Source organism: Sphingobacterium paramultivorum (assembly GCF_014109745.1).
GTDB lineage: Bacteria > Bacteroidota > Bacteroidia > Sphingobacteriales > Sphingobacteriaceae > Sphingobacterium > Sphingobacterium paramultivorum.
Window position 1 is genome coordinate 3197393 of the sequence record NZ_CP058555.1, and the last position, 13265, is coordinate 3210657.

The window sequence follows — 13265 nt, forward strand, 5'->3', positions numbered from 1 at the left end:
AAAATAACTGTTTATTTATTTAGTTTTGTTTTGCTTATCAATTGGTACTGCCCAGGGAGGAGACTCAATTTTGACTGGCCTGACCAATTGAGCTCTTTTCCCGTAAAATTATCGATCCACTGCCCCTGCAAAGCTGCCGGCAAGGCAAAGTCCACACTTTCTACCCCAAAATTGCCAAGTACCCCTACTTGTTGTCTCTCCTTTTCGAGAACAAAATATTTAACGGCATCTTTCATAGCCGATGTGATAATCGTCCCGTTTTGGAAAATGCTATTTTTGGTTTTGAAACGTGTAAGTTTGGCATAGGTCTCAAAGAGCTTTTTGCGATCATCTTGTTGTAGATAGCTCCACAACAATGGTTTTTCGCCTGTGCGCCCATTTTCATCGATAGACACATCATAGCCGTATTCGCCAAACTGCCAGATCATCTTAGGTCCAGGCGAAGCCAATAAAAACACGGCGGCCTGTTCCATACGTTTTAATGCCGTACTGAGGTTCTTGATGTTATAGCTACCTGATGAATTGCCGTAATTCAGGCATTTGAACAGCAACCGCTGTTCGTCATGGCTTTCCATATAAGACACAAACGAGGGTTGTGTCATGCCGTGGCTCGAAGGGAATAATCTGCCTAAATCCGAGCCGTTGTTGGCATTCCAGCCCATCGCCGCCTCATTGAAGACCGCATTCATGTTGTTCCATAGCAACATCCCCGATTGCGCAAGTTCGGCCTCTTCCTGATCTCCACCAAGATGTTCGAGAATAATATAACACGAGGGATCGATGCTGCGAATATACTGCTGGTATTGCTTCAAGATAGCCACACGTGACGCATCGTAAGCATTCCATGCACTTAAATCACTTTCTGAGGTACCCGAATTTTTCTGTGTAAACCCTTTAGACAAGTCAAATCGGAACCCATCAATCTTGTACTCCTGCATCCAATAGGTCAAAACATCCTTGACAAAAGTCTGTGTATAACTACTTTCATGGTTAAAGTCGAAGCCAACATTGAACGGATGCTTGGCAACCGTATTGAACCAAGGGCTATTGCCAGCTACGTTGCCCTGCTCAAAATAAAGCTGTACTAGCGGGGATTGACCAAAAGCATGATTAAAAACAACATCCAAAATCACGGCAATACCATTTTCATGACAAGCATCAACGTATGCTTTCAAGTCGTTTTTTAAGCCGTAATATTTATCCAAAGCGCGGTGGAAAGAAGGATTATAACCCCAGGTCGAATTCCCCTCCGATTCCTGTACAGGCATAAGCTCTACCGCATTTACACCCAGCCTTTTTAAATAAGACAAAGAGTCTTTCAATGTGGTATATTGATGTTGTTTGACAAAATCACGGACCAAGAGTTCGTAAATAACTAAATCACCTTGAGCGGGTTTATTAAATAGCGTGGTTTTCCATGAGTAGGATTTGGCTGGGAGATCCAATACGCCAACTACTCCCTGCGCAGCAGCGGGATAAGCGGGTACAGCCGCCGCGGTCAGTCCGAGTGCCGCGTCGTTTTGCGGATCAAGAATCAGCTCAGCATAGGGGTCGGCGATATTCAGCTGACCGTCCACCAAAAACTGATAAGTCTGTTTTTTAGAGAAATCCAGATTCGATACGGTAACCCACCAGGTTTTGCCATCCGGTGTCTGGCTCATCGCATAGGCTGGTAATGCTTTGTAGTTATTAAAATCGCCCAAGACATATACACTCGTTTTTAATGGCGCTGTGAGCGCAAAACTGACCTCTCCTTTTTCCCTGTTTATGGTTGTTCCGTTTGCATTGATGCCTATCGGGAGTGCAACGATGGTAGGTTTTGATTGCACAAATAACTGTGCTTTACTGAAATATATTTTGCCCCCAGCCTCAAGACGTGCTTCAAGCTCGTGCAGGCCATTGCTCTGTAGGCTGAGCGATTTTTCTAATGACAGCCCAGCAGAAGATTCAACAAACAATAAACCATTGTCCCAGATACTGATTTTTCCGGACTGCGTTGCCTGTACTTTTAGCTTCAGATTATCTCCAACGGTGTACATCTGCTCCAGGGTAATTGGATCTGTGGGCTGCAGCGTAGGCGAAACAAAACGAATGGCCTGTGTATTGCTCGTTACAAGAGGAAGAAATAGATCTGAATTATTTTTGTTTCGTTGGACCAGCGACCCATCACCATTGCGGACTAAAAGTGCCATCTGACCAAATTCTCCGCCATTAGTCAGGTTAAAAAATATGGAAGGGGTAAATGTGAATGAATATAAACCAGCAGAAACAAATTTAAGTTTATAAGCATTGTCATTCTTTGACCAATCTGTTGCTACATGTTGCCAGCTGCCCCCATTCACAGGAATCAATCCGGCGTGTAGGTAAAGGTCGGTAGTACTACCTTTTAAAGCCGCATTTCCTTTCGAAAGATCAAATTGCAACGTAATTTCCTGATCCCAATAGATAAATGGGGCGGAAAGATTGAGCAAACCAGATCCCTGCTGTTCAACAACAGGAGGTTGCTCGACATCCACGATATCTTTCTTATTTGCACATGATGATAATAGGACAATCACCCAGAGATACCCTATTAAACGAGAGATATGCTTCCCCATCGATAATTAGCTTTACTTGGAATCTGAAATTGGGAACGTTCCCGAAATCAAGGTAAAAAGAAATCGCTTGTGGCGATTTGCTGGATTTCCCTATCCAATATTTTATACAAATTGATTATTTAAATACTTTCGGGAATGTTCCCGAAAGTAACCAAAGCTAAATAATGGGATTACAAAAAACAAATATTTTTTTTCTTATTTCAGGCTAGATTTTTGAAAAATAAGCTGGGAATCAAGATAAACCGAATTAGCAAACTTAGTATTTTCGGGGTCTTCCATCTTATCCAATAGGTATTTTGTTACTAATTGCCCCATTTCATAGGCTGGTTGTTTCACTACGCTCAGTGCCGGGTCAATCAGATCGGCGATATCCAAACAAGAAAAACAAATGATTTTAAGATCTTCCGGAATACGAATTTCGAGCTGTTTGGCCACCCGTATACTCGAAATAGCAAGACGTTCTACCGAGGCAAATATGGCATCGGGTTTCTCCCGTTCGATCAGGTGGGCAATATCTTTCATATTCTGATCAGCATCATTGACCGTATCCAAAATAAGCTCCGGTCTGATCGGAATTCCCACTTCCTGCAAGCCCTTTTCGTAACCATCTTTACGTACCTTACCGATGGAGACATTCGGATTAATCGCGAGGTAAGCGATCCGTTTACAGGCATTATCGATCAGGTGTTTGGTTGCCAGGTAAGCCGAATCAAAGTCATTACCCGTAATATACCCCCCCTTCCAATCGTCGTATGCACGGTCAAAAAACATGACCGGAATGCCGCGCTCTGCCAAAAGTTGTAAATGCGAATGGTCTTTACCCTCACCCGAAGCCGAAATGATAACGCCATCCACCCGCCCATTAGCCAGTGAACGTACGATTGAGGCTTCATTTTGCACCTGATGATCCGTCACATAAATTAAGGTATGATAGCCCTTGGAACGCGCCACAGCCTCAATTCCTTTGATGGCTTGCGAGAAAAATTTATTACCAAATTCGGGAATAATAATCGCAATGGTCAGACTTTTATTTGCCTTTAGACTACTTGCATAAACATTCGGCGAAAAACCGATTTCTTCGGCCATAGCCAGAATCCGAGCTTTTGTCGCTGGATTAATGTCCACGTTATCCCGAAATGCACGGGAAACGGTCGATTTTGACAAGCCGAGCTTTTTGGCCAGATCTACTATTGTTAATTGCGACATATCTAGATTCCCTTTGCTGTTCGAATGTAATAATTGTTGGATACAAATAAAGCAATTATCTATCCAGAATAGCAAATTTTCTTTTTGTCCTCTTTGTTTTAAATCAGCGGGCCATGTTTTTTTTATCTCCCGATAAGAAAAGCGATCTAGTGATCAAATCGTGTAAATAACCACTTCAATACGCTTGCTTTCATCCGCTTTCCGTTAACAGAAAAACTTGTTTTATATGGCCTTTTGTGTCTACAGCGCTAATGCTGTCTTCGGGTTGTCTTCGTATTGTGTTCGTACCACCTTCGGATGTGGAGAGTCTTGCTACGGCTATTGATCGAAAGTTGAACAAATAATTCCTGTTCAGGGTCTGGTCAATATCTGTTCAGCACCTGTACAATATCTGTATCCCATCCGAATAAGGTACGAAGCAGGTACGAATCTTTCCCCACTATTTGATCAAAAAATTGTGAGACATGCTTAACAGGCTTAGCGTATTTTGCTAAGCCTGTTTACAATTAATCGCCCAATTTCTTTACTAGAACTTTCTAAAATCCCATTCCCCGCGATAAGGGCGACTGCGCATGAGATTAGCATAGTCATTGTCGAACTGTTCTTTTTGTGGATTCCATTTTAAATCCTTTTGAAGTTCATACGCAATATTGATGGCATTGCACACTGAGCTCGTCCGGTGACCTATTTCAACATCACAGATAGGCTTACTTCTTTTTTTAATCGCATCAACCCAGTCCTGATAGTGATTATCACTATAATACAAACGACGATCAGAAGATGTCAGTTTAAGATTCGCCAAATTTTCCGGGTTCGAGCGGATAAATTCGCGGCTTACTTCAATCTTACCTTTTTCACCAATAAATTGGATCGCATTATGTACTCCCCACTGTACATGGTTTACCCGAACGCCATTGGCATAGCTAAACGAGAGTCCGCTATTGCTATTGGCTTCCTTGGGTGGATTAAACTGAACAGGGCCCGATTCATCCATGCCCAAGGCCCATTGCACGATGTCAAACATATGTGCACCCCAATCGGTGATGTAACCGCCGCCAAAATCACGGTAACCACGCCACCAGGCCCAATTATCGTCCTCTAAAGGTGGGCTTAATATCGGATTATAACCCCGATATGGTGAAGGTCCTACCCACATATCCCAATCGAGATAATCGGGGGCTGGCATAGCGGGAAGGTCACATTGTTTGACCGGTTCGCCCACAGAAACATTGATTTCCTTGATTTTGCCGATATAGCCATTGAGAACCAGTTCTGCTGCCTGTCTAAAATTATAGGAAGAACGCTGCATGCTGCCCGTCTGAAATACACGTTTATATTTTCGGGTTGCATCGACCATTGCACGACCTTCGGCAATGGTCAATGCAAGGGGTTTCTCACAATAAATATCTTTGCCAGCTTTAGCCGCATCAACTGCAATCTGCGCATGCCAATGATCGGGTGTAGCAATGACAACAGCATCAATATCTTTCCGATCCAATAGTTCCCGATAATGATGATAGGCCTTGATCTCGGTCTGTGCTTTTGACAATTCCGTTTGTTTTTTCGCTGTCGCCGCAATAAATGCAGCCAACTTATTACGGTCTACATCACAGGCAGCCAGACTTGCAATTTCCTTGCAGCGATTGAGGCCATTCATCAAGGTATAGGATTGTTTTCCGACACCAATAAATCCAAGATTGATACGATCACTTGGCGCAAGAAATCCATTGCCTCCCAACACAACGCGCGGGACAATTGTAAAAGCCAAAGAGGATACAATTCCCTTGGCTATAAATTCTCTTCTTTTCATTCTTTATGAATAGTTTATTTTTCTGCTCGTCTTTATTGGTACTTCCTCAGTCCTTGACGGCAAAATGGTTTATGTATGGATTGTTCAGTTTTTCTTATAAAAAGTTTATTCTTGAATCGGCACCAAAGTAATCGAAGCAATCTCGGGCAAAGTATCGCCTTCGATGGCTGTAGCCTGCAAAATCACCTTCGTACTAGGCTCACCAATTACTTGCTGGGATACCTCAATGTTCCCCATAGCCACCTCCTTAAATTTAGCTTCTTTTTCAGCTACGAATGTCCACGGGAGCTGCTGTCCGAGCATCGAGAGCACAATCTTTCCGTGCTGCTTGCTATTCGCCAGATAATTGACGAGCACACGATACTTCCCTGGTTTTTGAATTTTGATATCCCAAAAGACTTTATCCGCAAGGTCTTTCCATTGACCAATGGCGTTCGGGCGGTTTGGATCATGGGTATGTGCACCAATAATTTTTAATCCCTTTCCTTCCTGTAATTTTGCATTATTTGCGTTCATCACGATACGTCCATCTGCCTGGGTTTGGGTCAGGCTTTCCTCAACAATTGGTTTTCCCTGGATTTCGACCACAATAACCTTCGGTCCCTTCTTACTGTCGAAGATATCGACAGGAATTGCTGGTCTTCCGTTTTCTAAAGTGGATTTTAACTTCATTTTAGGTGAAGCTAGGGCGTAGACAGCCGTCACTTTATTTTTGATGGGCAGATTTATTTTTCCATCGGCCGGACGATCAAAAACATGCAGGTACAGCTTCCCATTTTTTTGGGTACAATACCCCCAATCCAAGGCTTGGAAAGGGCTCGCGGTGGTACCGTAAATAGATTCGCCATTGATCTTCATCCATTCCCCGATTTGCTCCATAATCCGCACCGCAGGTTCAGGAATGGCTCCGTCACCATCGGGTCCGACATTTAATAGGAAATTTCCCCCTTTACTCACCGTTTCCACAAATAATTGCATGATCTTGGGAAAGCTTTTCCAATTTTGATCATGAGCACTGTAGCCATAACTTTCATTCATGGTATGGCTTACCTCCCAGTACATACCCGGCAAACCTGTTGGTGGAATATATTTTTCGGGAGTTCCGATATCTCCGTTCTTATTTTCGAGTCCGTTCCAAAATCGATTATTGATAATAATATTGGGCTGCCATTTGATCAGATCTGTCAAAATATGCTTTGTCCCCCAGGCTTCCCCCTCATGCTGTTTGCTGCTGAAATCGGGCCACAGCATGTCCAGCCGCCCGTAATTTTGTGCAAGTTCTTTAATTTGGCCATAGAGATAGGCTTTGTAACGTTCATGATCTGGCTGATGCTTATCCACATTCGGGTTCAGCTGAAAGGCCTCATAAGAATCGGGATGTTGCCAATCCAGGAGCGAATAATAAGCTCCTACTTTCATTCCCTCCTGACGGAAAGCATCCATAATTTCGCGGTAAAGATCTCTTCCTTTCGGCGATAAATTTGCCGTACCCGTAACATCATTTTTCAAGGCATAAGGCTGTTGGCTATTGAACAGGCTAAAGCCTTCGTGGTGTCGGGAGGTCAGCACCATATACTTCATTCCCGTTTTTTTTGCAAGGCGTGCCCAGGATTGTGGATCAAAAGAACCTAAAGTAAATTTTGGTTTCAGTACTTCAGCATAATGCTTACTGGGAATTTTCCCCCAGGTTTGTATCCATTCGGCATAATGCTGTGGATATTGTTTCCCTTCAAAAGAACCACCTGCTGCACTGTACAATCCCCAATGGATAAATAGTCCAAAACGGGCCTCTTTAAACCATTCCATGCGTTTATCTTGCGTCTCCTGCCAACCGGCAACACCTTCATAAGGTGCCGATTTGGTCTGTGAAATAGCAACATCGGTCATGCACAGCAACATTCCCACTGCTGCTGCACACTTCCACTTAAAAAAATTGATTTTCATCATGATATAGATTTATACATAAAAGTTCATTTATTCGGATTACAAGCTATCGTCGATCAGAAACCCAACGCTTGAATTTCATCTTGAATAGCAGCATATGCTTTGCTTGCATCTTCTATTGGAATTCCCTTGGATAGTCCAGGTCGTTTATGACCTGTATAGGTTAGCCATGCGTCTTTCATCATCGTCTGCCTTTTCAAAACAAGCGTATATAACTGGCGAAGTTTTGGCTGATTGCGCAAATTGTCATCCCATGTGCTTTCAATAGGGAAATCAGGCATCAGGTGCTGTACAATTTCCTTTGCCATTAGCCAATGCCCCAGCTCTCCGGGGTGCACCCCATCTGCAGCCAGCTTAAACTGAGCGTCTTTCTCGATCCCAGCTTCCAAATAGCGACGCATGGGAAAATGCAGGTCTATGATTTCCCAGGACTGCATTTTAGTATAGCCGATAAGCCATTCGGCATAACGATCCAATACTTTATTGTAGCCATTGAGCCGAAGCTGCGGATCATCATGAACTGGAGGTGTCATCCATAGGATGCGTTTGACGCCCTGATCGACCAAACGTTTGTGCAGACGGATAATTCCATTTTTATAGGCTTCAAAACGGATAGCATCAAAAGGGAGGTAAATGCCGTCATTCATGCCATAACAGACGAAAACCACCTCAGGTTTGATTTTATCAAGCACATTGTCCAGTCGATCAAATAGACAAGGGCGTGGAAATTTTCCATCGGCATGATTCGGTTCACTGAGTCCAGAAACGGTCTCACTTGGTAACCCCGAATTAATAAACTGAGGTTTCCTTTTCGGGTGACTGCTCAGGAATAGACTTTCGGTCATGGCGACATATTGCCCCGCATAAGTAATACTATTGCCTAAAAAAAGTACTTTTTGTCCATCACTCAAACTAAAGTCCTTAACATGACTTTGCCCCTTTACTTGCATAGACAAAAGGCCTAAGCACAATAGCAATACAAAAAAACGAAGTTCTTTTCTACGAAATGATAAATTTAACATTGTGTAATATTGGATCAGTTGGACAAGTACCAAACCTTACATATCTCATTGGTTTAGGTTGATACCAATATGCGCAAAAGACTTATTAGATAACTATTGAGCGCTGTCCATAATTGATTATTTTGGTCATTAAATTAATCAATAAGCACATGAATTCAAATTAAATTACTGAAAGACAGAAGATTGTTACATTTACATCTTCTATCAGTTATTCAAGAACACTTGTTGATAACAAAAGGGCTGTCCAAAAGGCAAAAAAAAAGCCTGTCCAACCAAGTCGGACAGGCTTATATTCTTAAGCAATTAAGTCTTATTGTGTATTAAATTTGGAGATACTCAGTTCTTTAAACTCCAGCTTTTTATCTCCCACGACACGCAGCTTGGTTATTGGCCTGTTCGGAAAAAATAAACTGGTCATTACCGTTAGCCCCTCGTCTGCAAAAAGTTCCACAGAGCTCACATCAACATACAAACTAAAAGAAAGTGCTCCCTTACTTTGCAGCCGTTTTGCCAAAGCTGTCTTTGGAAATTCTCCATTAAAAGACACTTCACCGGACTTAGAACGATCGATATAATAGGTATTTTGGTCTTCACGATAACCAATAACCAATTCGTCACCAGATTCATTCGATAAGATGACTTTAAAAGCCTGCCGCTTCAAATCTTTGAGGTCCAAACGGTACGCTTGTGGGAGATGTTGCTCGAACGAAACTTCCTTCGTTCCGCCGCCATGATATTTTTTTAGCGGACGAAATGCGGTATCAATTTCTTTGGGCACAGTACTCGCAACGTAGAACGACTGTCCAACTTTTCCTAAAGATAAAACACGAGGTATGGTTGAGGAGGAACGCCATTTTGTGGTAGGAACCACATTGGCATATTGCCAGTTGCTCATCCAGCCAATCATCAGGTGCCTATCCCCTAGGTTACTCCAGGTTACGCCGGCATAGTTATCGGGGCCCCAATCCAACCACTTTATTTTAGTATCCGCTGTTCGGAACTGATGCCCATCAAAATCACCCACAAAATATTGTGTCACCGAGCCGCCGTTGGGTCCACCTGGATTGATGCTCACCAGCAAAACCCATTTTGTAGCTCCTTTGTAATCCATGGGGATAAGATCAGGGCATTCCCAGACACCACCATGGGCACCCACCTCTTTGCCAAACTCACTTTCCTTCTGCCATGTTTTCAAATCTTTGGAAGAATAGAAAGTAATACAATCTTTTGTAGCCAAGGTCATAATCCAACGCTGGCTATGCACATGCCACATCACCTTTGGATCTCTGAAATCCCATATACCAGGGTTTGGCAATACCGGATTGCCTTTATACTTTGTCCAGGTAAGGCCCTTGTCCAAACTATAAGCCAAACTTTGATTTTGATGCAATCCTGTTTTTCGATCCTCTTCCTGATGATTGTGATGGGTAAAAATGGCGACCATAGCACCTTTTCCAAAACCTGCCGTGTTATCTTTATCGATTACAGCACTACCGGAGAAAATAGTCCCCAAACTATCGGGGTACAATGCGATCTTCTGCTCGTCCCAATGGATTAAATCTTTACTGATCGCATGGCCCCAATGCATAGGCCCCCAAACGGGTTTTTCGGGATTATGCTGAAAAAAAAGATGATAATTACCGTCCAGATAAACCAGTCCATTGGGGTCGTTCATCCAGCCCTGCTGTGGGGTAAAATGGTAAAGTGGGCGATACTTTTCTTCGGGATCCCCTTGTTTATGCTGTCCCGTCTGTGCCAGACTTGTACCAAAAACACTTAGCAGGAGCATCAAAACACCGTATTTCTTTAATCTTATCATTTTTCTTTTGTTTACATTTCTAATTAGGTTATTGTTCGCTTCAATAGGCAAATATAGTCTCAATTGTCAGGAAGATTTTTCTATTTTCAACCCATTCACTTGTACTGTTCCCTGATCCGCGAAAATAGTCCAAGGGTTTTGATCCATTTTATAGATCCGGTTGGTAAAAGCAACACGATCATTCACATATACGATACCAATCGATTTTTCAATAATAATTTTCACGTTAAAAATCCGGTTGGTCGGTACTGTAAGTGGCGTAAAATTGAGTTCTGTTTTGCTTCCGCCGCCATCGCGTGCCTCCTTGTTCATAAACAGTGCTGGCATGTTCCAACGATTGGATGAAGTCAGATCAAAAGCAATGCTATATACTTCGGTCGGATCATCACATGCGCCAAATGAAAAACCAAATTTGCTGGATTGGGAAGCATCAATGGTCATTGTCACTTTCACGGATGAAGTGTTCCGGTTAAATTGTGCATAACTTCTTCCGCCCGATTGCGCTGTCAAACTATAGGTTTTATTCGATTCGGAAACTTGACCAACATTGCTCAGCTTTTCAAAGGCGACTTCCTTATTGAATTTACTGTTTAGGGCTTCCGGAATTTTAGGATATAAACGTCCTGAAGCTCCCTGAACCAACTGGTGTGAAATTAAATTTCCAGCCCAGGGCAGTTCGTTGTTATTATTTACTGTTTGCCCGGTTGAACACCATCCCGAAAGATAACGTGTCGTACCGTCGCTAGCCGTTTTGCCCGCATAGAGATAGCGTCCGTCGAAGGTTTCATGATGTCCTTCGCTATCCCGACAGATCGTCCAAGGGCCATCCGGAGAATCCGCAACACGATAAAATGTCTTTCGATGTTCATCCCGGTTGATCCGCGAAAACAAGAGATACCATTTATTGCCCATTTTAAATAAATCCGGGCATTCCAATAGTTCTGCATCTGTTTCGATTCCATATTTCTCTACTGTCCCTGTGGTCGCAACGAGCGGTTCAATCATTGACCAACTGCTTAAATCTGTCGACTGATAACGTGCCAGCGTTCCTTTTCCGTCTTTTCGTGTCGTGACTAACATGACGTAGGCATTGCGGCCTTCATCCCAATAAACCTGTGGATCACGAAAATTATTTTGATCATAGCCCGCTGCAGCCTGCAGCGCCATTGCTGGTTGCTTGGTCCAATTCATTAAATCAGTTGACGTAGCCAACATAATCTTTTCCGCAGGCGTAAAAACATTGTTATGACCGGTATAGAAACAGTAATACAATGTTCCTTTTTTAATAAAACTTCCTGTTCCGATCCATTCATCCTGACTCCCCACAGCACCCGACGACAAGACTTCGGTATAGCCCTCAAATGTACCGTAATCACTTGTCCGCGTACTATAAATCGGATGCCTGTTGGCATTTTCATACAGATAAAACAAGTAGAACTTGTTATCGTTGACATTGTAGTAAGGCATGGGATCGCCCACAAACCCCTGCTGGGGTCTGTAGAACCTTTGATAAGGGCCCGCCTCCTGCCCCGAAATACATACCGTAGAACTATCCACAGGCAGTATTTCCATGGGCCTATCCAGCCCTGTCGAACTCTCGTCCCCATTCTTGCAACTTGTCAACAAACTTAGCAAGAATACTGTCGGAAGCAAATACGTCTTTGGTCTCATGATTTAAATCTTTCTATTAATCCCTGATTAGCTATCATTTTTGCTTTTATAATAACTTGTTTTGTTTGTATTCGATTACTCTTTAGGTAATGCCTTCAATTCGTCCCAGTACATCCGTTGGGTAGGAAATACCACGGGCTGTCCATTAGGATGCTCATGTGGCATTACCAATATATTGTTAATTATAGCTTTTCTTCCGGCAGGAATCTGAAAAACCAATTCTTGCCACTCACCGACATGATCTTTCGAATAATTGGCACGCAACCAATCTTTATTCTGTTCGCCATCCGATTGAATCTCCAATTGCACATCACCAGCAACATCTTTCAATACCATCATCGAGAAACTCCCGTATTCTGCCGGATTGATCGTCACTTTATTTGCATTCCAGAGCGCTCCACCGTGCCAGCCTTCACCAGTTTTATTGTCCCGTACAAAAGACGCACAGAAGGGTGTTGCATTAATTCCAGTGGTTTTCGGATTGGGATAAGGTGAATCTACCGTACTCACCCCTAACCCATCGAAATGTGGAACGCTGGTTTCGCCATTATAAATCATAAGGATTTGTTTGGGTTCTGTACCCAATAGGGCAGTTACCGTGTATTGGAAAGTCTGCCCCATATACGCAAGGCTGTATTTTATGGGGGAACTTAAATCTACGGGCCCACTCTGATTGGGCGTTATGCTTGCTCCGGCTGTAAATTCTATCACAGGTGATAGGTTCTTTAGGTCTGTCCCCAGGGGTAGGTAAATTTTAATGCTTTTATTTTTCTGATCAATGATCCCTGCTTTTTCTCCGATGCGGAATGCCGTTATTTCTGCTTTGATTTCTTTGACGGTTACTTGGTAGGTATTAAATAGATTACCATTAAACACACGGTAAGTAATCGGTGTTGTGCTAGAAAATGAAAAATTCTGGGCGATGCCTGAAGCTGGAGAAACCTTTGCATTGCTGGGCAATTCAATTGTCGGAGCCACCGCCGAAAGATCTGTACCTTCAGGAACCATGACAAGAATGGTACCTTTTGCCTGATCTACTTTCCCAATGGTATTGCCGACCTTGAAAGAAAGTACATCTACATCTGCACTCAAATTGAGTGTACTCTCAGCATCACGCTTGCAGGCCGCGAGAAGCCCGATAAACAGGATGGTAATCCCTACTTTTATATAATTGTTTAATGTGTTCATTGGAATAA

Annotated in this window: 8 protein-coding genes; all 8 read right to left on the minus strand. The window is 43.0% G+C overall.

Features of this window, described 5'->3' with window-relative positions; genetic code table 11:
* Nucleotides 1-11: 11 nt before the first annotated feature.
* The 8 genes from HS960_RS13640 to HS960_RS13675 all read right to left on the minus strand — a co-directional run bounded on the left by HS960_RS13640 (nucleotide 12) and on the right by HS960_RS13675 (nucleotide 13257).
* Complete coding sequence (locus HS960_RS13640) at nucleotides 12-2597, minus strand: alpha-amylase family glycosyl hydrolase (protein ID WP_182333006.1); 2586 nt, start codon at nucleotides 2595-2597, stop codon at nucleotides 12-14.
* Between the two features lie 195 nt (nucleotides 2598-2792).
* A complete protein-coding gene (locus HS960_RS13645; RefSeq protein WP_182333008.1) occupies nucleotides 2793-3803 on the minus strand; it encodes a LacI family DNA-binding transcriptional regulator in 1011 nt (336 codons plus the stop codon).
* Between the two features lie 526 nt (nucleotides 3804-4329).
* On the minus strand, nucleotides 4330-5613 hold the full coding sequence (locus HS960_RS13650; RefSeq protein WP_182333010.1) for a Gfo/Idh/MocA family protein: 1284 nt from the start codon (nucleotides 5611-5613) through the stop codon (nucleotides 4330-4332).
* 105 nt (nucleotides 5614-5718) lie between these two features.
* A complete protein-coding gene (locus HS960_RS13655) occupies nucleotides 5719-7560 on the minus strand; it encodes an alpha-L-fucosidase (RefSeq protein WP_182333012.1) in 1842 nt (613 codons plus the stop codon).
* A gap of 53 nt (nucleotides 7561-7613) precedes the next feature.
* Nucleotides 7614-8579 carry an SGNH/GDSL hydrolase family protein gene (locus tag HS960_RS13660; protein WP_159729295.1) on the minus strand — a complete coding sequence of 322 codons (966 nt, stop codon included), beginning with the start codon at nucleotides 8577-8579 and terminating at the stop codon, nucleotides 7614-7616.
* 310 nt (nucleotides 8580-8889) lie between these two features.
* The gene (locus HS960_RS13665; protein WP_200845614.1) at nucleotides 8890-10398 is read right to left on the minus strand and encodes a glycoside hydrolase family 32 protein; all 1509 of its coding nucleotides are present in this window, start codon (nucleotides 10396-10398) and stop codon (nucleotides 8890-8892) included.
* 66 nt (nucleotides 10399-10464) lie between these two features.
* A complete protein-coding gene (locus tag HS960_RS13670; protein WP_159729297.1) occupies nucleotides 10465-12069 on the minus strand; it encodes a glycoside hydrolase family 32 protein in 1605 nt (534 codons plus the stop codon).
* 75 nt (nucleotides 12070-12144) lie between these two features.
* Nucleotides 12145-13257 carry a hypothetical protein gene (locus HS960_RS13675; RefSeq protein WP_159729299.1) on the minus strand — a complete coding sequence of 371 codons (1113 nt, stop codon included), beginning with the start codon at nucleotides 13255-13257 and terminating at the stop codon, nucleotides 12145-12147.
* Between the last annotated feature and the right edge of the window lie 8 nt (nucleotides 13258-13265).